This is a genomic window from Aquimarina spongiae (assembly GCF_900141785.1).
Lineage (GTDB): Bacteria > Bacteroidota > Bacteroidia > Flavobacteriales > Flavobacteriaceae > Aquimarina > Aquimarina spongiae.
The window spans coordinates 46267-71718 of sequence record NZ_FQYP01000010.1 but is presented as its reverse complement, the minus strand read 5'-3'; the positions used below and the strand labels follow the sequence as shown (position 1 = coordinate 71718).

The 25452-nt window shown below is 35.3% G+C and carries 23 protein-coding genes; 9 read left to right on the top strand and 14 right to left on the bottom strand.

Annotated elements, in window-relative coordinates; genetic code table 11:
* Positions 1 to 7 precede the first annotated feature (7 nt).
* The 3 genes from BUE24_RS20430 to BUE24_RS20420 all read left to right on the top strand — a co-directional run bounded on the left by BUE24_RS20430 (position 8) and on the right by BUE24_RS20420 (position 2550).
* A complete protein-coding gene (locus tag BUE24_RS20430) occupies positions 8 to 643 on the top strand; it encodes an LON peptidase substrate-binding domain-containing protein (RefSeq protein ID WP_084549638.1) in 636 nt (211 codons plus the stop codon).
* Positions 644 to 784: 141 nt separating this feature from the next.
* The gene (gene sucC / locus BUE24_RS20425) at positions 785 to 1978 is read left to right on the top strand and encodes an ADP-forming succinate--CoA ligase subunit beta (protein ID WP_073320462.1); all 1194 of its coding nucleotides are present in this window, start codon (positions 785 to 787) and stop codon (positions 1976 to 1978) included.
* 65 nt (positions 1979 to 2043) lie between these two features.
* Complete coding sequence (locus tag BUE24_RS20420; RefSeq protein ID WP_073320459.1) at positions 2044 to 2550, top strand: cupin domain-containing protein; 507 nt, start codon at positions 2044 to 2046, stop codon at positions 2548 to 2550.
* A gap of 1 nt (position 2551) precedes the next feature.
* Here BUE24_RS20420 and BUE24_RS20415 read toward each other — a convergent pair whose 3' ends face one another.
* Complete coding sequence (locus BUE24_RS20415; RefSeq protein ID WP_073320456.1) at positions 2552 to 4156, bottom strand: class I SAM-dependent methyltransferase; 1605 nt, start codon at positions 4154 to 4156, stop codon at positions 2552 to 2554.
* A gap of 78 nt (positions 4157 to 4234) precedes the next feature.
* On the bottom strand, positions 4235 to 4501 hold the full coding sequence (locus tag BUE24_RS20410) for a DUF1456 family protein (protein WP_073320453.1): 267 nt from the start codon (positions 4499 to 4501) through the stop codon (positions 4235 to 4237).
* Between the two features lie 84 nt (positions 4502 to 4585).
* On the opposite strand from BUE24_RS20410, the gene BUE24_RS20405 reads away from it, so the two are divergent.
* The 3 genes from BUE24_RS20405 to BUE24_RS20395 all read left to right on the top strand — a co-directional run bounded on the left by BUE24_RS20405 (position 4586) and on the right by BUE24_RS20395 (position 6297).
* On the top strand, positions 4586 to 4987 hold the full coding sequence (locus BUE24_RS20405) for a TerB family tellurite resistance protein (RefSeq protein ID WP_073320450.1): 402 nt from the start codon (positions 4586 to 4588) through the stop codon (positions 4985 to 4987).
* Positions 4988 to 5001: 14 nt separating this feature from the next.
* Positions 5002 to 5670, top strand: coding sequence for a hypothetical protein (locus BUE24_RS20400; protein ID WP_073320447.1), 669 nt, complete (start codon positions 5002 to 5004; stop codon positions 5668 to 5670).
* A 195-nt stretch (positions 5671 to 5865) separates the two neighbouring features.
* Positions 5866 to 6297, top strand: a complete 432-nt coding sequence (locus BUE24_RS20395) for an Hsp20/alpha crystallin family protein (protein ID WP_073320818.1) — start codon at positions 5866 to 5868, stop codon at positions 6295 to 6297.
* Positions 6298 to 6416: 119 nt separating this feature from the next.
* On the opposite strand, the gene BUE24_RS20390 is transcribed toward BUE24_RS20395, so the two are convergent.
* A complete protein-coding gene (locus tag BUE24_RS20390; RefSeq protein ID WP_073320445.1) occupies positions 6417 to 7175 on the bottom strand; it encodes a LytR/AlgR family response regulator transcription factor in 759 nt (252 codons plus the stop codon).
* Position 7176: 1 nt separating this feature from the next.
* Positions 7177 to 8259: a sensor histidine kinase gene (locus BUE24_RS20385; protein WP_084549637.1), complete on the bottom strand. Its 1083-nt coding sequence runs from the start codon at positions 8257 to 8259 to the stop codon at positions 7177 to 7179.
* 248 nt (positions 8260 to 8507) lie between these two features.
* Here BUE24_RS20385 and BUE24_RS20380 point away from each other — a divergent pair, with 248 nt between their 5' ends.
* Positions 8508 to 10892 carry a TonB-dependent receptor gene (locus tag BUE24_RS20380; protein WP_073320439.1) on the top strand — a complete coding sequence of 795 codons (2385 nt, stop codon included), beginning with the start codon at positions 8508 to 8510 and terminating at the stop codon, positions 10890 to 10892.
* Between the two features lie 213 nt (positions 10893 to 11105).
* A complete protein-coding gene (locus tag BUE24_RS20375; RefSeq protein ID WP_084549636.1) occupies positions 11106 to 11645 on the top strand; it encodes a DUF1569 domain-containing protein in 540 nt (179 codons plus the stop codon).
* A gap of 14 nt (positions 11646 to 11659) precedes the next feature.
* Here the strand turns inward: BUE24_RS20375 and BUE24_RS20370 are convergent, their stop codons facing one another.
* The 5 genes from BUE24_RS20370 to BUE24_RS20350 all read right to left on the bottom strand — a co-directional run bounded on the left by BUE24_RS20370 (position 11660) and on the right by BUE24_RS20350 (position 19133).
* Positions 11660 to 13675, bottom strand: a complete 2016-nt coding sequence (locus BUE24_RS20370) for a phage tail protein (protein WP_073320436.1) — start codon at positions 13673 to 13675, stop codon at positions 11660 to 11662.
* A 224-nt stretch (positions 13676 to 13899) separates the two neighbouring features.
* On the bottom strand, positions 13900 to 14910 hold the full coding sequence (locus tag BUE24_RS20365; RefSeq protein ID WP_073320433.1) for an adenosine deaminase: 1011 nt from the start codon (positions 14908 to 14910) through the stop codon (positions 13900 to 13902).
* A 35-nt stretch (positions 14911 to 14945) separates the two neighbouring features.
* Complete coding sequence (gene uvrB / locus BUE24_RS20360) at positions 14946 to 16952, bottom strand: excinuclease ABC subunit UvrB (RefSeq protein ID WP_073320430.1); 2007 nt, start codon at positions 16950 to 16952, stop codon at positions 14946 to 14948.
* 437 nt (positions 16953 to 17389) lie between these two features.
* Positions 17390 to 18229 carry an ABC transporter permease gene (locus BUE24_RS20355; RefSeq protein ID WP_073320426.1) on the bottom strand — a complete coding sequence of 280 codons (840 nt, stop codon included), beginning with the start codon at positions 18227 to 18229 and terminating at the stop codon, positions 17390 to 17392.
* A 4-nt stretch (positions 18230 to 18233) separates the two neighbouring features.
* Complete coding sequence (locus tag BUE24_RS20350) at positions 18234 to 19133, bottom strand: ABC transporter ATP-binding protein (RefSeq protein ID WP_073320423.1); 900 nt, start codon at positions 19131 to 19133, stop codon at positions 18234 to 18236.
* Positions 19134 to 19270: 137 nt separating this feature from the next.
* Here BUE24_RS20350 and BUE24_RS20345 point away from each other — a divergent pair, with 137 nt between their 5' ends.
* Positions 19271 to 20338, top strand: a complete 1068-nt coding sequence (locus tag BUE24_RS20345) for a hypothetical protein (RefSeq protein WP_073320812.1) — start codon at positions 19271 to 19273, stop codon at positions 20336 to 20338.
* Between the two features lie 66 nt (positions 20339 to 20404).
* Here BUE24_RS20345 and BUE24_RS20340 read toward each other — a convergent pair whose 3' ends face one another.
* The 5 genes from BUE24_RS20340 to BUE24_RS20320 all read right to left on the bottom strand — a co-directional run bounded on the left by BUE24_RS20340 (position 20405) and on the right by BUE24_RS20320 (position 25434).
* Positions 20405 to 21793: a tail fiber protein gene (locus BUE24_RS20340; RefSeq protein WP_073320420.1), complete on the bottom strand. Its 1389-nt coding sequence runs from the start codon at positions 21791 to 21793 to the stop codon at positions 20405 to 20407.
* A 150-nt stretch (positions 21794 to 21943) separates the two neighbouring features.
* Positions 21944 to 22717: a sulfite exporter TauE/SafE family protein gene (locus tag BUE24_RS20335; RefSeq protein ID WP_073320417.1), complete on the bottom strand. Its 774-nt coding sequence runs from the start codon at positions 22715 to 22717 to the stop codon at positions 21944 to 21946.
* 6 nt (positions 22718 to 22723) lie between these two features.
* Positions 22724 to 23782 carry a nucleoid-associated protein gene (locus BUE24_RS20330; RefSeq protein WP_073320414.1) on the bottom strand — a complete coding sequence of 353 codons (1059 nt, stop codon included), beginning with the start codon at positions 23780 to 23782 and terminating at the stop codon, positions 22724 to 22726.
* 28 nt (positions 23783 to 23810) lie between these two features.
* The gene (locus tag BUE24_RS20325; protein WP_073320411.1) at positions 23811 to 24329 is read right to left on the bottom strand and encodes an IS1096 element passenger TnpR family protein; all 519 of its coding nucleotides are present in this window, start codon (positions 24327 to 24329) and stop codon (positions 23811 to 23813) included.
* Positions 24330 to 24399: 70 nt separating this feature from the next.
* Complete coding sequence (locus BUE24_RS20320; RefSeq protein ID WP_073320408.1) at positions 24400 to 25434, bottom strand: COX15/CtaA family protein; 1035 nt, start codon at positions 25432 to 25434, stop codon at positions 24400 to 24402.
* Between the last annotated feature and the right edge of the window lie 18 nt (positions 25435 to 25452).

Genomic DNA, 25452 nt, shown 5'->3' with positions numbered 1-25452 from the left:
AAAAATCATGTTGCCTCTTTTTCCTTTACAATTAGTAGTTTATCCTGGAGAACGACTACCTCTACATATTTTTGAAAAAAGATATCAGCAATTGATTGCAGATTGCGAAGAAGAAGGTATCACCTTTGGAGTTCCGACGTTTATCGATAAAAAATTGGAATACGGAACAGAGGTGAAATTGCAAAAAGTTGCGAAAAGGTATCCAAATGGAGAGACAGATGTTGTTTGTATTGGGCAACGAATTTTTCGTATCAAAGAATTTTATCATGAGTATCCTGGTAAATTGTATGCTGGAGGCGAAGTAGAATTTCTTCACGATAACAGTGGTAGTGCCGAAGAACTTCAGGAAGAATTACTTAAAAACATAGCGATCCTTTACGTGGAGTTAACAATTGATAACCCTCCTGTTTTTGATATTCCTTTTGTAAGTTATCAGGTCGCTCATAAGGTTGGTTTGGCTTTGCATCAAGAATATCACATGCTCACGCTACGTAGTGAACTCGAGCGATTAAATTATTTGATAGGTCATCTCAAAATTACCATACCCGTTGTAAGAGAGATGAATAGAGCCAAAGAGGTGATCAAAATGAATGGTCATTTTAAAAATTTTGACCCGTTGGATTTTGATGATTTTAAGATGTGATATTTTCTCTTTTTTTTACTCTAAAAAAGATTGGCACAATATCTTCACTTTTCCTATTTTTGGAACTCCTTAAAAAAGGTAATTTTTACAGCTCTTGATTTACTATTAAGATCTGTTGATAAACGTTATAAATAAGAACAAATGAACTTACACGAATATCAGGGTAAAGAGATATTAAGCAGTTTTGGAGTACGTATCCAAAGAGGAATTGTGGCTCAAAATGCAAACGAAGCAGTTGCTGCGGCAAAACAACTAACTGCCGAAACAGGTACTGGATGGCATGTTATTAAAGCTCAAGTTCATGCAGGTGGACGAGGAAAAGGTGGAGGAGTAAAGCTTGCTAAAAATTTGAAGGAAGTTGAAGAGATTGCAGAGCAAATCATAGGAATGAACTTGATTACTCCACAAACTTCTGCTGAAGGTAAAAAAGTACATCAAGTACTTGTGGCAGAAGATGTGTATTACCCTGGTGATAGCGAACCAGACGAATTCTACATGTCAGTATTGCTGAATCGTACTACTGGACGTAATATGATTATGTACTCTACAGAAGGTGGTATGGATATCGAAACTGTGGCTGAAGAAACACCACACTTAATTTTTACTGAAGAGATTGATCCTTCTGTTGGAATTTTGCCTTTCCAGGCAAGACGTGTTGCTTTTAACCTTGGTTTAAGCGGTGGAGCATTTAAGGAAATGGTGAAGTTTGTAATGGTTTTGTATACTGCTTATGTGAAATCTGATGCTTCTTTATTCGAAATCAATCCTGTTTTGAAGACTAGTGATGATAAGATCATGGCGGTTGATGCAAAGGTGACTTTGGATGATAATGCATTGTATAGACATAAGAATTATGTAGACATGAGGGATATTCGTGAAGAAAATCCTATCGAGGTTGAAGCTAAAGAAGTAGGATTAAACTATGTAGACCTGGACGGAAACGTAGGTTGTATGGTGAATGGTGCTGGTTTAGCAATGGCTACTATGGATTTGATCAAGCAAGCTGGAGGAGAACCTGCAAACTTCTTGGATGTAGGAGGTACAGCTGATGCGAAACGTGTAGAAACAGCTTTCAGAATTATCTTGAAAGATCCAAATGTAAAAGCAATATTGATCAACATTTTTGGTGGTATTGTAAGATGTGACCGTGTTGCTCAAGGGGTGGTAGATGCCTATAAAAACATGGGAGATGCAATCAACGTTCCTATCATTGTAAGATTACAAGGGACAAATGCTGATATAGCAAAAGAATTAATAGATAATAGTGGTCTTGATGTGCAAAGTGCAGTACAATTTCAGGAAGCTGCGGACAAAGTACAAGAAGTTTTAGCATAATACAGCATCACTTTCTAAAGATATAAAGCGGCTATTTAGGCCGCTTTTTTTGTAATCCGAATACTATGAAACAAGATATAAAAACAATAGTTGAAAACTTAAACATGGCACCGCATCCTGAAGGTGGTTTTTATAAAGAAACTTATAGGAGTGCTCATGCTATACCTCAAGGTGTGTTGGGAGATGAATTTACCGGAGATAGAAATTATTGTACTGGAATTTATTTCTTGTTGACTTCTCAAAATTTTTCTGCTTTTCATAGGATCAAACAAGATGAAATGTGGCATTTTTATACTGGCTCTTCCTTGTATGTGCATGTCATAGATCCCAACGGAAATTACCACCGGCAAACTTTAGGGATAAATTTTGATAAAGGAGAATTGCCACAATACGTTGTTCCTGCAGGTTCTTGGTTTGCTTCCAGTGTTAAGGATGAAGGTAGTTTTTCCTTGGTTGGATGTACCGTTGCTCCAGGTTTTGATTTCGATGATTTTGAACTGGCAAATAGAAAGTCTTTAATCGAAACATTTCCCGATCATAAAGAGTTGATTAGCCAGTATACAAGGATATAGGTTATTTACCGATGATATAGTTGATGCTTACTGTTGCTAATTCAGAATTTGGGAATTTAGAAAAATACTTTTCGTCACTTTTCAACTGTACTTCGTCGATCACCTTAAGAAACGATTCAATTTCAAGAATATACTGATCAGAAAAACCGTGAGTGGCATCGTAAGCGGTTGCTGCTGTTTTTCCTAGGTTCTTTGCTGTTAAATTTGCAGCAATAGTATGCAGTTCGATAACAATTAAACCAAATTTCTCAATATAAGGCTTCCATTTTGAGAAATGATCTTTTAGGTTGCGTTCTACATCATTGTTATGGAGTCTTTTTCCTCTGTAAGCAAATGCTCCGGTAGAAAGGCTTGGAGCATCCAATTTTGAGGAAGGGTTACCCCAAATACGGTTGTGATCCAGAAAGGTTCTCACAGATAGTAAATCCTTTAACTCAATGTTGTAATTTTCTTTTAAATCCTTTTGTAATAAGTCCGGGTCACTAATGTCTCCCCAAATTACCTTAGCCCAAATATCAGCCTGTATAAGATTGGCTCTGGTTACTTTTAAGGCTGCTTTATTAAAATCAGCGCCCACCAAAAATAAAGGGTAATCATCAAGATGTTTTCCGCGTAGCGTCTTTGATTCGATAACTTCAAATAAGTGGATTAAAAATGCGCCATTTCCGCATCCCATATCCAAAATTCCTTTTGGTTGTTCATCCAACGGTTTGTTGAATAAGCTAATAATGATTTCATCAATCTTTTTGAAATACGTGGCATGTGCGCCTCCGCTTCCCCAAACATTCATCTCGCGATCAACATGGGTTTCATTTTTACTTTGCGTGCTCCATAGCACATTGGGATTCCCAAACAAAAGATGGTCTATTTGGCGAAACATCGGGATGTAAGAAACAGTAACGCCATATGCCGAAGCTCTCTTGGCAAAGAAAAGTCCTTTCTCTGTAAACGTATAGTTATCATTCGATTTGCTAAACCATCCTAAATAAGATAGGAAAGTGAGAATAGCATCAAAACTATCTGGAAAACGATGATACTCGTCTGCACTAAAAGAAGCCTCCATAAAATACTTGTGAAACATTCCGCCCATACCTAGGTGCACAGTAGTTGGCCCTACAAGCACTCCTTCTATATGCTTTAAGATTTGATCTTGTATTTGAGTTACCTGCTCATCAGAACTTTTGGCTAGATCAAAACGATTTTTGTATTTGTCAAATAGCTTTTCCAGTTTATGAAAAGGCTTGAGTTCAAATTTACGAGGATGAAATTGACCTGAATATTCTAATAATTCAACAACATCCTTATAGGCCGAAAACATTGAAAAGGCGATTGGAGATTGCTCGTTTGTGGAAATTGTTACATCGCTGTTATCAACATCATAAGTTAGCCAGCCCTGCGCTCCCAAAATGCGTAAAGCTACATTCAAATACCCTTCGTTTGCTTCAAGATCTGTAGCAATTTGTGAGATGGTTACTTTTTGGTGTTCTAATAGGTAATCGGTTACCTTGTTCTTTAGTAGTGAATACGCTATAGGAACAACGACAATACCATCTAGGTGACGAAATAACTCTTCTCTATATTGTTGTTTTTGGGCGGTTGTAAGCATATGTTTTGATTGAGTATTTGAATGTTGATAAGCTAGTAGGAGTAACTCCTTTTCTCTAGTGTTTTTTGCAGCTAGAGTTTATTTTGAATTCTTTTGATTATTATCGGTATTCTTTTTTTCAGGCATAGGGCCTCTAAGATGAATGATTAGCCCATTCAAAAAATTTCTAAGAATCTGATCGCCACATGCTTTGTATTTTGGATGATTTTCATTTCTGAAAAAAGCTCCAAGTTCACTTTTACTGACTTTAAAATCTACTAAAGCACATATTTTTACGATGTCGTCATCTCGTAGTTTATGGGCTACTCTGAGTTTTTTGAATATATCATTATTAGTAAGAGGCATAGTTTTGTATAATGTTATGTTTGTTATGTCAATGTTGTAAATATAATTTGAAATTTAGTAATTTCGACAAAAAGTAAACGGTTAATGCATAACAAAGAAGAAAAGTTAAGTCTGCTTTCTGAAATGATTCAGTTTGCAAAGGCAGATAAAGATTTCAAAGAACAGGAGTATCATTTTATTCTAGCGGTTGCTAGTCAGTTAGGAATAAGTAAAGAAGAAATTGATGAATTGAATAAGAATGCTGTGGAGAAAAAGAATTTACATCCCGAATCTCAGCGGATTCTTCAGTTTCATAGATTAGTACTATTGATGAATATCGATCAGGAGGCGTCTCCTACAGAAATACATCAGATAAAAGAAATAGGATTGCATATGGGGTTACGACCAGAGGCTATAGATACTGTACTCGAACGCATGCATGATTACCCAAATAAAGTAATTCCTCCGCAGGAATTGATCTCTATTTTTGCTCGTTTTTATAATTAAAAAACATATTCATTATGAAAAACATATTCTTGTTAGCACTGCTACTGGTGTCTTTTTTTTCAATAGCTCAACAGAAGGAAGGAAGTTATATCTTAACAAAAGAAGGAGAGAGAATTAAAATTGTATCTGGCGAAAAAATTGTAGTTAATGAGTTTGGTGAAATTTCCTATACGACTAAGTTAAAGTATAAGAAAATAGATGGAGATTCTGCAAAGTTCGGTGGAAAATCAAAAGATATAAAACTCAAAAAAGTGGATAAGGTGATTGATGGCGACAGATTGTATGTTCCTTTTCAGAAAAAAGACGGCAAGAAATTGAGAATGTGTAGAATAATAGCAAAAACAGATCAGTATATCTTAGGGCACTATGACATTAAGGAAACTAGAGGTCATGTTGATGGTTCAGGAACTTATGGATTAAATAGAGAACGATTCGTAATTCTTGATCATGAGTATAACGCTTTGGAGGATTATAAGATTTATTCTGGGAAAAAATCCGAAAAGAAGAATGCCGAAGGCTTTGCGAGTATTAAAAGTAAATTTGGAGACTGCCTAAACAGGGAAGACTATTACGATATAGTCCCAATCAAATTCATACCGATGAAGTTTGGAAGAATGAAAATTGAAAAAGGAGAATCTCGAGAGTTTTTGTATAACGTAAATCAGTTGGACTGTAAAGGTTAATTTTTCTATACATAATATGTAAAACCTATTACCTGTGTAATGGGTTTTTTTATGTCGATAATTCAGTAAAATTGTCATTTTGTCACTATTTGTTAGTATAAATAAGACAAAATGGCATTAAAAATCACTTGGAATCCAATTTGCTATATACAAACTGAATTTGAAATTAAGATTAACCTTAAAAAATACAATACAATGAGTTTAATAAAAAGAACAGATAGATTACCATTTATTTTCGAAGATTTTTTGAATACAGATTGGTTTGGAGGAACAAATATGAGCAAAATTGGATTTAATACACCAGCAGTAAACGTTAAAGAATCAGATAATGATTTTTCTGTAGAGTTGGCGGCTCCTGGACTTGTAAAAGATGATTTTAATATTGAGCTAGACAATGATGTATTACACATATCTGCAGAGACAAAATCTAAAAAAGAGACTGTAGAAAATGGAAAATATACCCGTAAGGAGTTTGGCTATAGCACTTTTAAAAGATCCTTCAATCTTCCAGATACTATCGATGGATCTAGAATAGAGGCTACCTACGAAAACGGAGTGCTTATAGTAACCCTCCCTAAAAAAGAAGAAGCAAAAGTACAACCCAAAAGGTTGATTGAGATTTCATAAGTTGATTTGAGATTTTATTTAGTTGATTAATGTTAGTTAAAAAGCGCTCTTAAAAGAGCGCTTTTTGTTTTTTTAATATCTGTTTTAAGAAAAAGTATGAAGCATTTTCTGTAGATCATTTATAAATCCAACCAGTTTTTGAAATTTGAGGTACGTTCGCGAGAAACGATGACCTTTTCTTCATTTTGTGGTTTCAGTTTGAGCAATAATCGACTATTAAAGTAACTGTGTATTTCAACCACAGCTGCTACTGCTACCATAAATTTCCGATTAATCCGGAAAAATTGTACAGGATCCAATATTTCCTCGAGTTGATCGATGGAATATTCAATAGGATAATGCTGACCACTATGTGTATATAAAAAGATCATCCCATCATGAGATTTGAAATATGCGATTTGCTCTACCCCAAAGGTGTTGAACTGGTTACCAACCTTAATCATAAACCTTTTTTTATACTCCTTATTGAATATCTTTTTGATGCGTTCCAATTGTAAATCATCAATTTTTGGAGCGGTATGAGAATGGTTTTTACGGTATTTATCCAGTGCATTCTTCAAGTCTTTCTTGTCGATGGGTTTTAATAAGTAATCTAACCCATTGTATTTGAACCCTCGTATAGCATATTCGTTATAAGCCGTAGTGAAAATTACAGGAGGATGGTCTTCCAGAAAATCCAGGATATCAAATCCGTAGCCATCATTCAATTGAATGTCTAGAAAAATAAGATCAGGCAAGGCATTAGATTCAAACCACAAACGACTACTTTCTACCGAGGTGATTTTCTCTACGATTTCTATTTCAGGAGCTAATTCTGCGATTAAAGTAGCCAAACGCCTGGATGCAATATTTTCATCTTCAATGATTATAGCGGTCATATTATGAAACTTTAATGATAGGAACTTCTTTCATATGCTTTGGTAAGATAGGAAGGGTAACCTTGAAATACCCATTATCAGTGGTGATATCCACTTTTTGGTTGGTATAAAATGAATATCTCTTTTTTATATTCTTTAATCCCAGCTTGGTGGATTCTTCTTTGTGATGTCTTATGTGTATGTTGTTTTGTACGACGATACTTGTTTTGTCAATCGAAAAAATATGTATTTCTAATGGTTTTTCCTTGGAAAAGGAATTGTGTTTCAAAGCATTTTCAACCAACATTTGCAATGATAAGGTGGGGATAACAAATTCTTTAGGATTTACTGTTACATTCGTGGTAATGACCAGCGCACCTTCATGCCTTACATTCATCATAAAAATAAACGAATCCAAAAAGCTTAATTCTTTTTCAAGGCTGACCAAATCCTCTTCTCGATTGTCTAATATATAACGATAACAAGAAGCCAATCTGGAAACAAAGTCTGAAGCTAAATCTCTGTCTTCATACATTAATGAGGTCAATGTGTTTAAACTATTAAACAAAAAGTGAGGACTGATTTGATTTTTCAGAGATCGATACTTGGAGGTAACGACTTCTTTTTTAAGCTTGTTCATTTGGTTTTCTAGCTCTTTCTTTTGCTTTAAGGCAAAGTAGAACATGTTAAAAAGTATGGCAGCAAAACCCAAAACAACAGCTCTAAAAAAATCAATCCTGAATCGTAACCAGGGATCGTTGACGTCGATCTTACAAAGTTGATTGAATTCAAATATAGCCAGGTAATACATTAACGCTGCAATGGGAAGCATAATCATAAGATTTAGAGATAGAATCTTTACCCCATTATACATGTCCAATCCTCGTTGAGCTTCTTTTCTTAAGTTTCTTCGTATTAACCAATCATTAGTTTCCCAGGATAACATTAATAGAAAGAAAGCACTGAAATAATAAAATATCCCCGTAGCATCAAATAGAGTATTGTCATCATCATCGTGATTGATGGTCAGCTTGACCAAAAAATAGATCATGTTGATAATCAAAAAGCGGACTAGAAATTTTTTAGTGTATTCTTTCGTGATCATTCTTTATCTCTTAGTATGTATAAAGATACGTAACCCATGAACAACAATAATTTGTTTTAAAGTTCAATTGTTGAATTAGCAGTTGAATTGTAATAATCCCTATTTGATCCGAAACAAGCTTGATGAGTAAACAATTTTCCTGTTTAGAGTGAAATGTTACATTTCAAAAATAAAAATAACAATTCAAAGATTTTGAGTTTGGTATCAGGGAGTTAACAGTCAAATTTGAGTAAATCAAAAAATAAATTATGAAAAGAATAGTTTTGTTGATCTCAATTTTGACCATGACTTCGTCTATAGCTCAAACAGGAGTAATAAAAGGACTGGTCATCGATAAGCAATCAGAAAGCCCTTTGGTAGGAGCAACTGTAGAATTATTAAATAGTGAACAGGTCAATGGTGTAATTACCGATATTGACGGGTATTTTACTTTAGAAAAAGTTCCATTTGGTAGACAATCCATTCGTGTAAGTTACATAGGATTTGAATCGATAACCATACCAAACATCGTAGTTACATCGGGTAAAGAGGCGGTTATAAACGTTGCTTTGATAGAATCATTTGATCAATTGGATGAAGTAATAATTACTTCAGAAACAAACAAGGCACAGGCGATAAATAAACTTACCTCGGTTTCTGCCAGGCAGTTTGGTCTTGAAGAAGTAACGAGGTTCTCTGGAGGTAGGAGTGATGTAGGACGGCTAGCGGCTAATTTCGCAGGAGTATCTGCTCCCGACGATAGTAGAAACGATATTGTGATTCGAGGGAATTCTCCGGTAGGATTACTCTGGAGATTAGAAGGAGTGCCCATACCTAGCCCAAATCATTACTCTACTTTGGGAACGACAGGAGGGCCAGTTTCTGCTTTGAATCCAAACCTGTTGAAGAATTCAGATTTTATTACTTCTGCTTTTCCTGCAGAATATGGAAATGCGATTGGAGGGGTATTTGATCTCGGATTCCGAAAAGGAAATTTGGATGAGTATGAATTTTCCGGACAGGTTGGAATTTTTACAGGAGTAGAAGCTATGGCAGAGGGACCTCTAGGGAAGAATAAAGGATCTTTTTTGGTGGCAGGAAGGTATTCGCTGGTAAGTATTTTGGGCGTTGGTGCCGGAGGTACTTCGGCGACTCCCAATTATTATGACATTTCATTCAATATCGATTCCGGAAAAGGAAAATTAGGAAGTCTATCACTTTTTGGGATTCTGGGGAACTCTGATATCGAGTTCTTGGGAGATGATATAGACGAAGATGACCTCTTTGCTGCAGAGGATGAAAATACCTTTGTGGATTCCGGTTTTGGAGTTGTGGGACTAAAACATCAAATCAATCTGGGGAAGAATTCTTTTTTACGAACCATTGCTGCAGGATCATTCTCAATAAATGACTTTATTGCGGATCGATTTATTGATAAGGATACTCCCGAAGAACGGATTATTCGATATACCGAGGCGGATAATACCGAAACCAGATATACCTTTTCGACACTTATTAATACCAAGTTAAGTCGCAAAGCCACTTTAAGAACAGGAATTCTGCTGGAAAACTTTCAAATAGAGGCTTTAGAACGTGACCGTTTGGAACAACCTGATAATGATGGTGACGGTGATCCGGATCTGTTCACATTTACAGATATTGATGAGAATTTAAGTATCGTTCAACCTTATGTTCAAGGACAGTTACGACTTACCGAAAAATTAACACTCAACGCGGGCTTACATGGGCAATATAGTACACTTAACGAACAATTTGTATTAGAACCCAGAGCTGGACTGTCTTATAAAGCAGGGCAGAACCATCGTATAAGTTTTGGATATGGACTACATCATCAACCCGTATCATTACCCTTGTTGTTTTTGAATGAAGAGATCAATGGAGAATTAGTACAAAGTAATGTCGACCTTGATTTTGTGAGAAGCAATCATTTCGTTTTAGGGTACGATGCGAGGTTAGGGAACAACTGGAGAAGTAAGGTAGAAGTGTATTATCAAAGCATTGACAATGCCGCGGTAGAACCTTTTCCTTCTAGTTATTCGTCATTGACAGAGGGAGCGGATTTTGGTTTTCAAAACGATAGAGTATCCTTGGTCAATGAAGGAACAGGATATAATCAGGGAATTGAACTTACCCTAGAGAAATTCTTTAGTGACGGATATTATGGACTGCTAACTACCTCTTTTTTTGAAAGTAAGTACGAAGGTAGTGACGGTATCGAACGAAATACACCATTTAATAACGGGTATGTTCTCAATCTTTTGGCAGGAAAGGAATTTAAAATGGGAGTTTCTGGTAAAAATGTGTTGTTTTTTGATACCAAATTAACCCTTTCAGGGGGTAGATATTTTACCCCGGTAAACCTCGAAGCTTCACAACAGGCAGGTTTCGAAGTATTAAGAGAAGACTTAGCGTTTAGCGAACAAAATGATGATTATTTCAGATTAGATGTGAAGTTAGGGTATAAAATCAATAGTAGATCCAAAAAGAGATCTCATCAATTCTATGTGGACCTTCAAAATGTGACGAACAACGAGAACATTTTTGTAAGAAGATATAATAGATTGACCAACAGAGTAGATCAGGTAGATCAAATAGGTTTTTTTCCAGATTTTGGCTATCGATTTCAGTTTTAAGGTATCGGTTAAGAGTAATTTAGGTTTGTTTGAAATAATTCCTTCTCCCGTAGCAATTTCTTATTGCCTTCATACCCCCTAGGGAGGAGGAATTATATTTTGAGATAGATAATACTATGAAACAAATGCAAATAATAATACTAGTGATTTTCCTTTTGGTCTACGCATTTTATAAACGATTGGAAAAGTGGTACACTAAAAAATTCAAGAGTGATGAAAAAAACAATAACAATAGTATTTTTGTTATGCCTAGTGCTTATAGGTGTAATAAAAGTGTTGGAGCTACCTACAAAAGGAGACTATATGAAAAGTGAGTTAAATAGAATAGAAAAGTACTTGATTCATCGGGATAGTTTAGATAAAGAAGTGTCCAAAGTTGCAGTGGCATGGCACTTGGATCATAGTCTGAAGGTGATTAATGGGATTTGCGATACCTTACAGAGTTCAGACCCTACTCGATATAAAGGTAATTTTAATATACCTCGATTATTGTCGTTTACTTTTGGTTATATCCCTAGAGGTAGAGCACAATCTCCAAAATCGGTTTTACCTCCGGATACTATCGAAACAGATGATATTGTGGCACAATTAGCTACAGCCAGAGATAAGCTCGATCGTCTGGATGGACTGGATGAAAAGTCTCATTTTAAGCACCCTGTTTTTAATCGATTAAATAAAAAACAAGCAAAACGCTTTATAGAAATCCATACAAAGCATCATCTCAAAATTGTCAGCGATATTTTGAAAGAGTAAATTCTTGTTGATAATTATAGCTGAATAACAAAAGAAGAAACTTCTGACGTTATTTCTCCCCCTTCTGGATTGATGATGCTAACCTTATAATGATACAGGATTCCTTGATTTAGTGTGTTGATAATAGTATAGCTTGGGAATTGAGTAGCAGTGTCTTCGACAACCTGTTGCATAGATTCTTCAATAATATCGGTAAAATCTGCGTTACGTGCTATTACAATTTTGTAATTATAGGTCGTAGGAATTGAGCCTCCATGGCTCCATTTTATTGTAGGGTTCAAGGATGTTAAATCTATTTCGGTGAGAATGACTTCAGGTTCATAAATATCAAAAGATTCTTCAAGCGCCCAGGGACCAGCAATTCCTTCCGGATTAATAAGTCGAACACGATAAGTGTATATACCATAACCATCGGTGGGAGCATTCCAAATGGGATAGGTATTGTTTAATTCTACTTCAAGATTTTTAATTTCCTTAATGATTGGATTAAGGTCAGGATTATTGGAGATATTTACTTCTAAATTGAAACCAACATAGTCTGGGTTGTTTTGTTCATCATATATAATTTCATAAATATTAAAATCACTATCGCTAATTCTGCCACTGATGATTGGAGGTTGGATTTCAAAATAAAATATAGACGTTACCCAAGTTCCTGGAATACCATTAGCATCTATTATTCGTACTCTCCAATAGTAGTTTTGATTAACTTGTTGTAAAATTAAAGAAGTTTGTATATTACTTTCAGTTAGACTAGACTGTTCAAAAACGATAGAATTAAAGTCAATATCATCTGCAACTTGAATCTGATAAGTGACGTTTGAAAGTATATTATTTTCCCATTCAAATCTAGGGGATTCAAGGACTGTTGAGTTGAATAGTGGTGATATGATATCTACGATATCTATTTCAAATTTGAAAAAAGCTTCATTCCATAAACTTTCGCTTCCGTCTTCCTGTGTGTAACTTACCCGCCACCAGTAGGCTTTATTGTTTTCTAGTAGTACTTCCGAAGTTAAGGAAGTGCCTTGAAGATCGTCTTGATCCATCAGCAAATTATTGAAATTTTCATCATCAGATAACTGAAAGTGATACTTAGTATTTTCAATAGAGCTCCCTTCCCAGTCGAATTCGGGTTTTGAATTATTAGTAAGTTCAAGAGGAGCGACAAGAACAACATCTATTAAGTTAACTGTCCCATCACCATCAGAGTCCACAAACTGCTTAAAATTAGGAATAGAAAAAGGAACATCTAACGCTGTAAATCGTTGCTCGAGATTTTTCTTGATCTGATCAAAGTCTAGTTGCTTGCTGTTTTCTATAATCTCCTCGCTTAATAAGTCACTACTAATTACCCCATCTTCTTTAAGATCTTCAGACAGTTTGGAAATGAATTCCCCTAATTCAGCAACAGAATTGTTGCCCTGTACAACTGCAGAAATAGCCAAAAGAATAGCGTTACTTTGGTTATCTTGACTGATATCCATTTCTTCAAAACTAGTTAAGTCAGAGTGCAATGATTGTGGGATGTTAAATGCAGCTAAGGTTTCTTTTTCTGCTTGCTCTTTTGCATCTGAAAAGGCCAAACTTTCATTGGTCATCAAAAATTTGATTCTTTGTCTAGCAATTGTTGTGAGTATATTTAAATTTAATTTTTGATTATTACGGAATTCGACAAAAGTTCTTAACGTAAGAGGTGCATTAGATAGTTCTCCGGAAACTTCATTAAAGTAAAATCCAGTTGCTGAGATATCAACTTTGTCATTTGCTAAAGTGGCATTTACATCAAACGAGCCAAAATCGTCTATGGTTTCAGTATTATAAACATTACCACTTAAGGTTAAATCATCATTAAGTTCTTGCAAAGAGATAGTAGATCCTTGAACAAAAGGACCTTTTTGTACCAAACTCTTATCGATAGTTATATCTATCGTACCTTCATTATTATCAGAGTTAACATTATTATCGTCAGAGCAGCTATTAAGTAAGATGAAGTAAAAACTAAATCTCAAGATATTTTTACAGGTCATTATATAAGTTGTTTTATTGTGCTAAAATTGAAAAAAATTAAAAATAGTAACAATAACAAGTTTTATGATGGAAATCATTGTAATCGGTTTGATGGGTTGTTGTAATTTATATATGTCTTCAGAATATAAATTGTTACCATCATTAAGTTGTTTTTTTTACCTTTAATGGATATAATATAAACCTACAGTATAGCTTTCGAGTATTTTTTGTTTTTGATCAATAATTAACTATTGATAAGAAGCGTTTGAATTTGAAGGATGTATTCTTCCTTTTCCTGATCTGTAAGCCAACTAGCTGTAAAACTATTTTTGGCCAAAGTGGCGATCTCAGCTTTTGACAATTGAAGCGCCTTGGCGGTCTCCAAATAATTTTCATTCATATAACCTCCAAAATAAGCCGGATCATCAGAATTGATGGTAACCAAAAGGTTTTTCTCCATCATTTTTGGTAAAGGGTGTTCTTTTAGATCTTGTACCACTTTTAGTTCCAAATTTGATAGCGGGCATAGGGTAAGGGGTATTTGTAAATCCACAAGCTTTTGTACGAGATTTTCATCATCCAAACATCGATTCCCATGATCGATTCGGGTCACTTTTAATAAATCAAGAGCTTCCCAAATATACTCAGCGGGTCCTTCTTCACCAGCATGTGCTACAGTGATAAAACCTTCTTCTAGGGCTTTTGCAAAAACTCGCTCGAACTTTGAAGGTGGATTTCCTACTTCTGAAGAATCTAATCCTACGCCACTAATCCAATCTTTATAGGGTAGCGCTTCTTCCAGAGTTTTGAAAGCAGACGCTTCATCCAAATGCCTCAAAAACGACATGATTAATTTAAAGGTAATCCCATATTCTTGTTGGCTATCTTCAAGAGCTTTATAGATCCCATTAATGACAGTTTCAAAAGCGATCCCACGATCGGTATGCGTTTGAGGATCAAAAAAGATTTCGACGTGTACGATATTTTGTGAATACACTTTAGTGAGATAAGCCCAGGTAAGATCATAAAAATCCTGTTCTGTAATCAGTACATTAGCACCTTCATAATAAATATCCAAAAATTCCTGTAGGTTATTAAAATGATAGGCTTTTTTTAATTCTTCTACAGAAGAGTAATTAATGATTTTGTTATTTCTTTTAGCGATTTCAAACATCAATTCAGGTTCAAAAGTGCCCTCTATATGTAAATGAAGCTCGGTCTTTGGTATTTTTTTGATAAACTCTTCTATAGTCATGAATATGTCGTTTTAATCGGGTCTACAAGAAAAAATTAAACTTTTTGATCTTGAATTTTCCCCTGAAGCATTTTGATTTCATCTCTTAGTCGCGCTGCAGTCATAAAATCGAGTTCTTTAGCAGCTTTTTCCATTTCCTTTCTTACATTTCGAATTCTAGTCTCTAATTGTTCAATGGTGTAATAAGCAGTTTCTTCTTCTGCAGCTTTCAAGGTTGGTGCATTCTCAAAGGTATATGGTTCCACCTTTTTTCCAGCTAGGGCATTATCTAATTTCTTTTTAATCGCTTTTGGAGTAATACCATGTTTAGTATTATAGGCAATTTGCTTCTCACGGCGATATTCTGTAGCATCAATAGTTTTTTGCATACTGTCCGTAATCTTATCAGCATACATGATGGCTTTTCCATTGACGTTTCGTGCGGCTCTTCCTACAGTTTGTACCAGAGATCTTTTATTTCTTAAAAAACCTTCCTTATCCGCATCAAGTATAGCGACCAAAGATACCTCTGGTAAATCAAGACCTTCACGTAATAGGTTGACCCCGATCAATACATCAAAAATCCCTTTTCGAAGGTCTTGCATGATCTCTACACGTTCCAGAGTATCTACATCACTATGGATATATCTACATCGAATATCAATTCGAGTCAAATACTTGGTTAATTCTTCGGCCATTCTTTTGGTCAGCGTAGTCACCAAAATTCGTTCATCTTTATCGATACGTTGCTGCATTTCTTCAATCAAGTCATCAATTTGATTAAGACTAGGCCGAACTTCAATTTCTGGATCAAGTAATCCGGTTGGTCTAATAATTTGCTCTACAAAAGTTCCTTCACTTTTTTGTAGTTCATAGTCAGCTGGAGTAGCACTTATGTAAATAACTTGATTTTGTAAGGCTTCAAATTCTTCGAATTTTAATGGCCTGTTATCCATTGCTGCTGGTAATCGAAATCCAAACTCTACCAGGTTCTCTTTTCGTGACCGGTCTCCACCATACATGGCATGAGTTTGTGGTATAGTAACATGACTTTCATCTACTATCATTAGATAATCATCGGGGAAATAATCCAACAAACAGAAAGGTCGAGTTCCGGGTTCTCGGCCATCGAGGTAACGAGAGTAATTTTCAATACCCGAGCAATAGCCCAATTCTTTGATCATTTCAAGATCGAAATTCGTGCGTTCTTCCAGCCGTTTGGCTTCAAGATGTTTTCCGATATCTTTAAAATATTCTACTTGTTTTCCAAGGTCCAGAGCAATTTGATCAATAGCATTATTCAAAACCTCCGGGGAGGTTACAAACATATTGGCTGGATAGATGTTTAAGCGGTCATATTTTTCGACTACTTCATTGGTCTGCACATCAAAAGCTTCAATTTCTTCGATTTCATCTCCAAAGAAATGAACTCTATAAGCATCATCTGCATATCCTGGGAAAATATCTACAGTATCTCCTTTAATTCTGAAATTACCATGCTTAAATTCTCCTTCTGTTCTGGAATATAAACTTTGTACTAGTCGATGCAGTAGGGCAGTTCTCGATACAAATTGCCCTTGTTGTATAGAGATCACGTTTTTCTGAAACTCTGCTGGATTTCCAATACCATACAAACAAGAAACGGATGCTACTACCAAAACATCCCTTCTTCCTGATAATAAGGATGAGGTAGTGCTTAATCTCAATTTTTCAATCTCATCATTGATCGAAAGGTCTTTTTCTATATAAGTTCCTGTAGTAGGAATGTAGGCTTCGGGTTGATAGTAATCATAGTAAGACACAAAATACTCGATAGCATTATCCGGGAAAAACTGTTTGAACTCAGAATAGAGCTGAGCGGCCAGTGTTTTATTATGTGCCAAAACCAAAGTTGGCCGCTGTACCTTTTGTATAACATTGGCAGCGGTAAAGGTTTTTCCCGATCCTGTAACTCCCAATAAGGTTTGATATTTTTCTTCTGCTTCTATCCCTTCTGCCAATTGTCTGATAGCTTCCGGTTGGTCCCCGGTGGGCTTAAATTCTGATTCTAACTTAAACTTCATGTATCCGTTCTTTTGCAAGATAAAGATACGTAATAGAAGGTATAGATTTATGGAATTAAAGAGAAACTTCCGGTAACTATTCTACCATCTTCTAACTGTACTCTAAACCAATATTCTGCATAAGGTATGAGTCTCCCTTCGGCCTAGTGCCATTTTGCATAATGTTATTAAATCGACCCCAGATGGTAATACCATTCGTATAAAACAAAAGTTGTCCTGTTTTGCATCAAATATGGTGGTACAGCCTTCTAAGGTATCTATTCCTTCATCCGTTAATGTGCTGGGAGGTGTCGTGTTAAAACTTATCCCAGTTTTTTGTCAGAAAACACCAATTGTTTGCCTCTCCATGACTATAAATTGCTAAGGTGTTAACGGTAAATAAAAAAAGAAAAATAAGTAATGATCTCATCGACTCGGCTCAAACGAGTAAACGATATTTATAGATCTCTCTTTTTAAGTAGCACGTATGACCATCTCACAAAAATGGCAGTCCATACCAGTACAATTAGTATTTCGTACCAATGCACGGCATAATCTCTTTGGAAATTTTCTCCTAACTGATTAGCAGCCGATTGGATAAAATTTAGTCTGCTAAAAGGTTCGTTCACCAAATTACTCATACTGTCTAATGGAAGGAATGGAATTATTTTATCGATAACATCCGTTTCGAATTTCCATTTAAACAATCCTGAAATTAGCCTGAATAGTAACTCGATGATTTGCCAGAATATCAAGAATCCCAATGCAAATGCTGATCGTTTGATAAGTATTCCCAAAAACATACAGAACGAAAAGAACCCGACAAGTTTTAAGAAGTAGGCAAAAATAAATTCTAACCCGGAGAAAATGATTGAAGGTTCATTGTAATCCGAAAAAATCAACCCTAAAATTAAAGATACAAGAAATAAGAATAGCGTAGATATAAATGAAAATACTAGTACCGTTAAAAATTTTGAAGCGAGAAACTCTTTTTTGCTTAAGCCATCAATTAAATTTTGCTTAAGGGTTCTGTTGGTATATTCATTAGCCATTATGGATACAATCACAATAGCCAAAAATAGCTTTAACCAAGCCGCAATGTAGGCGTTAAAATGCCATATGTATGGGAAATTGAAGATCCCCTGATCTGCCAGACGGAAGTTTACTCCACCAAATTTAAATTCGTAGGAAGCAATTAGTGCAATAGCGGTAATAAGCACAAAATATGTGATCGTAAGTACTTTTGCCGCTTTATTATACTTTAATTTCTGAAATTCTATATTGAGTAATCGTAACATGTTTCTAGTTTAAATTGTTGGTTAATTGTAAGAATTGTTCTTCAAGACTTTCTTTTCGTTTTACCAAATGGGTAAGCACGATGCCTTCTTTAAATAATTGTCTATTCAGACTTTCTTCATCCAACTCATGTGCGAGGAAAGCGATAATCTTATCACCTTCTTCTTTGAAATTTTTGAAATTATCTTGTTTTGATAACCACTCTTTTAAAACAGAATTTTGATTACTTTTTAATTCAAAAAAGCCATGACTGGCATTCATTTCATCTACGGGGCCAGAATACAATTTGATCCCTTTTCTGATGATTACTACATGACTACATACTTTTTCTACTTCATCCAAAAGGTGAGAAGCCAAAAGAATAGTTGTGCCCTGCGAGGCTATCTTTTTTATGATTTCTCGTATTTGATGAATCCCTTGGGGATCAAGCCCATTGGTAGGTTCATCTAAGATTAGGATTTCAGGGTCATTTAATAAGGCTGATGCAATCGCAAGGCGTTGTTTCATACCCAAAGAAAATGTTCTGAATTTACTGTCCTTACGATCCAGTAATCCTACTAGCTCTAACTTTTCCTCAATTTTGTCAGCAGGAACTTCTTTAATTTGACAAACTAGTTTTAAGTTTTGAGCTGCAGTCATATACGGGTAAAAGTTTGGCCGTTCTATGATCGCTCCAACTTTTTTTAAGGCTTGATGTGTAGATGTGTTTCCATCAAACCAGGTAAAATTCCCCGAAGTCTTATTGACAACATTGAGTACAATACCTAGTGTGGTAGATTTTCCACTTCCATTCGGACCTAAAATACCATATACATTACCTTTTTTTATTGAAAAAGAAAGATCTTTTACAGCAGTAATATGGCCAAATTTTTTGGTCAGATTATTTAATGTGAGTATGTTTTCCAATGGTTTTCTTTTTTGGCGGTTATATTAAAGTAGACGATTGGCTTGGTTTTTTGTTACAAACTTAAGGTTATGATATTGCGTTTTTGGTGTTTCAAGATTGTTATTCGTACCTTGCTCCGCACTAATGACAGATGGTTATGGAAGAAAAATTAATGTCGAAAAAGAAACCCACGTATCCTATAAGTGAAGCACTTGATGCGTATTTAAAGCAATGCAATCGTAAAATCAAAATTCCTGTATTTTATGATGATTTGCTACGCTTTTCGGGGTCTGTTGTGGTGTATGATAGCAATGATGAAGATACATTGTGGGTTCGAGTGTATTATGAGGAGCATGAACGACCTGAGATCGAATCCAGTTTAAAAAAAGTGTATACGATATTGCATTCTGATGGAAATGAAGATGCTATCGAATTTTTGAATATTGATGCCATCGACTACTGTACTTTTGGTAATTCTAAGCCTTTTCGAGTAAAGGTGAGAAATATCCTGAATGACAATTACACCTATATTTATGTAAAGAAAGCAGATGCTTCTCGTATTTATGGATTGGAGTTAGAACATATGTTCTCTCCTAATCGGATTAACTTTTTGGTTTATAAAAATACCTTGATCGAAGAGCATATCGCGGGTATTCCCGGAGATGTTTTTATTAAAGATTTCTTACCAGATTTAAGTGATCAGGCCAAATCACAGATTGCCAAGGAGTTTGTGAAGTTTAATGAGCGTTGCCAAATGCGGTTGTTGGGGGATATGCGTTCCTACAACTATGTGATTATCCCTATACATGATTTTGATCATGTGGAATATAAAATCAGAGCAATTGATTTTGATCAACAGTGCTACGAAGGTAAGTTAAAGGTGTATCAACCACAGTTTTTTAAAGAAAACTTCAGTATGGTGGATATTGTAATGAAAAAATTACAACCTAACTCTATAGAACAGTATAAGAAAGAAGAACGCTCTATTCTGGCAAAACGCGTTTTGGCGTCAAGATCTAGGTATGAAAACCTGATCGAATGTATGTGCGCAGATGATATTTCTACAGCAGAAAACTTAGAAGAATTGCGAGAACATCTTTATAATTTTACATTAGATCTTAAATTCAGAAGGAGTGAATCTATGGGTGATGTCTTGAAAACGGCTTTGGATTTTGTACGACGTAATTATGAGAATGTAAATATGAAAAACCTATTGGACAGATAGTAGTATAGGAAAAATAAAAAAACCTGGATAGAATTACCCAGGTTTTTTGTGTTTGACGATACTTTGTTACTTTATTTTTCCTTCCAGTTCTTTGTTTTTTTCTTTCAACAAAACAATTTCTTGTCGAAGAAGTTCGGTTTTTTTGTTTTGCTCGATCATATAGAGTGTTAGCTCTTCAATTTTTTCCAATAGTTTCAAGTTCATTGTTTTCAATTCGATTCCGTTTTGTTCCATTTCTTTGGCAGAAGGGATGTTGGGTAAATGCCCTTCTTTTTCAATATAATTTTCTACTTCGTTGATAGTTTTAAGGTCATAATCTTTCAGGAATACATAATCTGGAGCTACGGCACCGTTGAGATCTACTTTTACTTCTTGGGTGTGTATTTTACCTTTCACGGTTAAATCTGCATCAGGATTATTGGTACCAATACCAACACGTCCACTAACGTAGAGATTGGAATTTTGACCTCCGAAACCTACACGCACATGTTTTCCAGTGTTATAATTAAGATAAAGGTCGTCTAAACCACTATTAGAATAATGTTTCCCATCAATATGTCGGGAACGCAATCTATAATTTTCACTTCCACCTATATTGACATGCCCAACGACGGTTAACTTTGTGTTAGCAACTGGGGTAGATGTTCCAATGCCTACACTACCATTTTTCATAATAGACATTTTACTACTGCCATCTACTTGAAACCCAAATCTTGATGAAGCTGAGCCTCCAACGATATTCATATAGCTGTTTCCATCTCCTGAGGTTAAGAGATTGACATATCTGTCATCACTATTGGAAGTTTTTATTACACCTCTTACTTCAAGTTTTGATGTAGGATTTGTCACTCCTATTCCTAAGTTTCCGTCAGCAGCCATTGTCATCATTTTTTGAGAATAATTGGTCCAGACAAATAGAGGTCGGTTTTGGATTGGACTGTTTGTTCTTCTAGCATTGAAATTGATTAATGCATTACTCCCATTATCCATGGCATCTGAAGAAGATCCCATTATAGCAAGAGTGGTTCTGTTGTCTGTTTCGTGATAACCTTTTAGTAAAGGGATAAATTGTCCAGATGTTCCGGTTGTATTAGCAATCTGAAAATAATCAGATGGCGCATCGGAAACCTTTAGTCTTAATAGGCTTTCGGTTTGCCCGGTGTTAGATAGGATATCAAGTCTTGAAGAAGGATTTGAAGTTCCTATACCCACATTCCCTCCAGAAAGTACAGTTAATCTTTCTTTCGCGCTCGTTGCATCTTCAAAAATACCAAAGCGATCAGAGGTTATTGTACCAGTCGCCCAAATTCCATTGCTAGAATTACTCTGAAACAAGCTTACTCCGGTTGTAGATTGTAGATTTATTTTTTCATTGTTAGACGTTTCCGTTTGAGACAGCCCCGTTATTGATATGAAGAGAAATGCCGTGGAAAGCAAGATTGTTATTTTTTTCATTGCGATAGATTGACTTTAGTTGTTTATATAGTTAAGTGTCTCGAAGAATTAAAATGTTACTTCTGATTTCAGAAAAAATGCGAAAATAAATAAAAGTGTATTTAGGCGATGTAGGATGTTGATAAAACGGAAGATTTGTTTATCATTTCATTAAATAATACCAATACCTAGTAGAACAGAAAAGATGATCAATAATACCCCTACCACAGTCTGAATGGTATTGATGGTGATTTTCTGTAGAAATTTATTGCCGATATATGCCCCGATAAAGGCCATTAAAGAAGCAGTAATTAGCATAGGATAATTCAGTTGGTTTTTTAATTCAAAAATATCTTGTGCGTAGATAGAAATTCGGGAGACATCAATACAACAGGCAATGACCACTCCTGTAGCAATAAAAGCTTCCTTGGATAGTTTTGCACGAATCAAAAAAGCTGTTCGAAGCGCACCCTGATGCCCTGATAATCCTCCAAAAAATCCACTAAGAGCTCCTCCTACTGGTAAGTGTTTGGTGTCTATTTCTAACCGCTTCAACTTTGGGATTAAATCAAAGAATGAGAAGAAAATCAAAAGAGAAGCAATACAAACTTTTACCCAGGTGATTTCGTGTTCTGTATCCCCAATATGATAAATGTACAATGGATTGGTTTCTGTAAGTTTTCCAAGAAGGTAAGCGCCCAAAAAAGCAAAAAGTATTGCAGGTATTCCAAATTTGAGTATGGTTTTGAGATGTGCTGCTTTTCCGATTAAAGTAAGCTTGAATAAGTTATTCAGCAAATGTACAATTGCAGTTAATGCTATCGCAATATCGATAGGGAAAAATAGAGCAAATACTGGCATTAATAAGGTTCCCAACCCAAAGCCTGAAAAAAAGGTGAGTCCAGAACCTAACAATGCTACTATTCCTACCAGAATATACTCCACAGTATATTAGGTTTTTTGCTCTTTGTTGAAATATACCAGATAATAGTACATTTGTTTTTCTTCGTCCCATCCTTTTTCTACAAACTTCTCTGCAGATTCGGGATTGATAAAATCCATTTTTATCTGTACGTTGGTATCCAGACTGATTACATTTTTCATTTTTTTACGAGCCGCGGTAACCGCATTATTCGCAATAGGGAAGGAGGTAAGATCTTCGATCTGATATTTTGGTGCCTTTTCTACTTTGTAATGTTTGAATTCTGGGATTAGATCAGGATTATCGATCACCTCATTTAGGAAAGCAGATTCTTCAAAATCATCATTTTTGGCAAAGTGATTTACCGCTCTATTCATAAACATCACTTCCTCTTTCTTATCCTCGGCAGGAAGAATCACATCTTTGGCAAAATCCTGGCAGAACTTCATGTACTTTTTGGTGTAAAAATTCTCATCGGCAAAAGCTTCAACTCCCAAGAAATGTTCCAGCCAATATTTTGTGTCATATTTATTGGAATCCACAGAAAGGATCTTGTAGCCTTCTTCTTTTTTATGATTAAAAATTAGACAGCCTTTATCCAATTTATTCAGATTTACACCTTGTTGAATCAATAATTCGATATCCGTTTCTTTTTCTGCAAATTGTAGGAAATCGTGTTTTAATTCTGATTTGAAAATCCCAATAGCGTCTACCTTTTCCTGATCAATAGTTAGGTTGTCCAAATAGACTACATAGACTTCGCCACTTTTGATATGAGGGTGCTGAGACTGCTCATACAACAAAGAAGCGATTCTTTTGGATTTTTCATGTACCGACGATGGATTGTCAAAAATTTCGGTAGTGATTTTATATAGAGGATTAAATTCTATGTCTACTTCATTAGCAAACTGAAAATAATTTTCTTCTTTTTCTCTGAATGGTTTGAAAAAATACTCTTTCAATAGTGCGGTAAGCTCATCATTTAGAGTATAAGGAGAATCAGAAAGGAAAATGTTTTCGTTTCTACTTTTGTTTCCAATTTTATGAACAGAAAGAGATTCTATCTGCGTGCTATATAAATTGATCATACTTTTTTCTTTTCAGGGTTGTGTAATTCTAATTCCAATGTTCGTCAAAACCAAGTTCATCATAGTCGTCTAGATCAAGAAAACTATCTTCTTGATCATCATCGTCTAGCATATCCGAATCATCAGCAGTAAATTCTTTATCAGGAGCTTGGTCTGGTATTTGACCATGTACGAACATGATATTAGGATATTCTCTTCCACTTTCATATTCAGCTATTTCGGCAAGTTCTACCAAGAATGTCCACATGCTTAAAAAATCATAAATATAGATCAGTTTTGGAGACGCTTCATGTACCACATCGATCAAAGTGGTTTCATTCATTAATCGAATAGGTTGCATACCATCACTCATATCAAACAGCGAGATTTCTTCTCCTTGATTCCACTGCTCATCACTGATATAAAAAGAAGCCATTTCGGTGCCATCAAAACCAAAAGACTGCGTGATCACATTATGAAACTGCTCCAAGGTGGCATCTTGCTCAATTTCAATATCTCTAAAAACATCCTCTTCGGTGTCTAATATAACTCTAAAGCGATAAATCATTATTGACTAATTAGGTTTGCAAAGATACAAACAAGTTTGCGACAAATTCTGGATTTTACTGATGTAGTTTTTACTGCTTTTCAACAATAGGTTTTGATCTAAAAACTTCTAAAAGAATAAAAAATTGCACTCCAAACAGTAAAGAGGCTAATACCAAATGTATGGGTTGCGATAAGAATGGAAAATCAAAGTAATACATTAAAATTCCTGTAAATGCTTCCAGTCCTATAAAAATCAGTACCCAAATCATTTTAGTGATATCCAGGTTTAGTTTTTTGTATTGCAGAAACAACCAGGTGTTTATCAATACGACCAAAATGGAAAAAGATCGGTGTACATAGAACATGATTGTAGGAGGATTCAACCATTGTGATTTTTGTGCTTCTCCCACCAATTTTATTTGTTCGTCGATATGTTGTCGAACTTGCGTTCCCAGTGCTACCTGTATTAGGGTAAGTAGTACCGACACCGATAAAACAATTTTGAAGGTAGGAGAAAAGGTAATAGCTAGGTTTTTGGGTCTAATTTGATATAACAAGACAATAAGAATAGCAAGGATCACAAATGCCATTATCATATGGATGGTTATTCTAAGCGGTAATAAATTTGAGTCTACAACGACTTTGCCCAACCATGCCTGAAATCCCATAGCTAGGATAATGATAAAAGCTAGTATTGGAATCTGTTTGTTTTTTTTCCAGAAAGTAAAAGAAACGAAAAACATCAATAAAATTGGGATTCCAGATAATACAGATACTAATCTATTGATATACTCTATCCAGGTATGCAAAACATTAAATTTTGCATAATCATGTTTAGTATATCGCTCCCAATTGTTTTCCTCAAAAGTCTGCCCCGAAGTGAAATCCTTTGGAGCGATACGTAGTTCATCAGCTATAATCACGATGAATCCTTTTTGATACTCATGATTGGGTTGCCACTGAATTTGTGCTTCCTCGGTAGGGGGAATGTAATATCCAAAACATTTTGGCCAGTCTGGGCATCCCATTCCAGATCCTGTCATTCGTACTACAGCACCTGCAATAATGATTAAGTATATAAAAATAATTGATGTTACTACTAGAGGTCTAAAATATTTCTTCATAGTCTATAACCGCATTTT

Coding starts and splice junctions, on each gene's coding strand:
- BUE24_RS20430 (WP_084549638.1), top strand. CDS start 8: ATGTTGCCTCTTTTTCCTTTACAATTAGTAGTTTATCCTGGAGAACGA.
- sucC (WP_073320462.1), top strand. CDS start 785: ATGAACTTACACGAATATCAGGGTAAAGAGATATTAAGCAGTTTTGGA.
- BUE24_RS20420 (WP_073320459.1), top strand. CDS start 2,044: ATGAAACAAGATATAAAAACAATAGTTGAAAACTTAAACATGGCACCG.
- BUE24_RS20415 (WP_073320456.1), bottom strand. CDS start 4,156: ATGCTTACAACCGCCCAAAAACAACAATATAGAGAAGAGTTATTTCGT.
- BUE24_RS20410 (WP_073320453.1), bottom strand. CDS start 4,501: ATGCCTCTTACTAATAATGATATATTCAAAAAACTCAGAGTAGCCCAT.
- BUE24_RS20405 (WP_073320450.1), top strand. CDS start 4,586: ATGCATAACAAAGAAGAAAAGTTAAGTCTGCTTTCTGAAATGATTCAG.
- BUE24_RS20400 (WP_073320447.1), top strand. CDS start 5,002: ATGAAAAACATATTCTTGTTAGCACTGCTACTGGTGTCTTTTTTTTCA.
- BUE24_RS20395 (WP_073320818.1), top strand. CDS start 5,866: ATGAGTTTAATAAAAAGAACAGATAGATTACCATTTATTTTCGAAGAT.
- BUE24_RS20390 (WP_073320445.1), bottom strand. CDS start 7,175: ATGACCGCTATAATCATTGAAGATGAAAATATTGCATCCAGGCGTTTG.
- BUE24_RS20385 (WP_084549637.1), bottom strand. CDS start 8,259: ATGATCACGAAAGAATACACTAAAAAATTTCTAGTCCGCTTTTTGATT.
- BUE24_RS20380 (WP_073320439.1), top strand. CDS start 8,508: ATGAAAAGAATAGTTTTGTTGATCTCAATTTTGACCATGACTTCGTCT.
- BUE24_RS20375 (WP_084549636.1), top strand. CDS start 11,106: ATGAAAAAAACAATAACAATAGTATTTTTGTTATGCCTAGTGCTTATA.
- BUE24_RS20370 (WP_073320436.1), bottom strand. CDS start 13,675: ATGACCTGTAAAAATATCTTGAGATTTAGTTTTTACTTCATCTTACTT.
- BUE24_RS20365 (WP_073320433.1), bottom strand. CDS start 14,910: ATGACTATAGAAGAGTTTATCAAAAAAATACCAAAGACCGAGCTTCAT.
- uvrB (WP_073320430.1), bottom strand. CDS start 16,952: ATGAAGTTTAAGTTAGAATCAGAATTTAAGCCCACCGGGGACCAACCG.
- BUE24_RS20355 (WP_073320426.1), bottom strand. CDS start 18,229: ATGTTACGATTACTCAATATAGAATTTCAGAAATTAAAGTATAATAAA.
- BUE24_RS20345 (WP_073320812.1), top strand. CDS start 19,271: ATGGAAGAAAAATTAATGTCGAAAAAGAAACCCACGTATCCTATAAGT.
- BUE24_RS20340 (WP_073320420.1), bottom strand. CDS start 21,793: ATGAAAAAAATAACAATCTTGCTTTCCACGGCATTTCTCTTCATATCA.
- BUE24_RS20330 (WP_073320414.1), bottom strand. CDS start 23,782: ATGATCAATTTATATAGCACGCAGATAGAATCTCTTTCTGTTCATAAA.
- BUE24_RS20325 (WP_073320411.1), bottom strand. CDS start 24,329: ATGATTTATCGCTTTAGAGTTATATTAGACACCGAAGAGGATGTTTTT.
- BUE24_RS20320 (WP_073320408.1), bottom strand. CDS start 25,434: ATGAAGAAATATTTTAGACCTCTAGTAGTAACATCAATTATTTTTATA.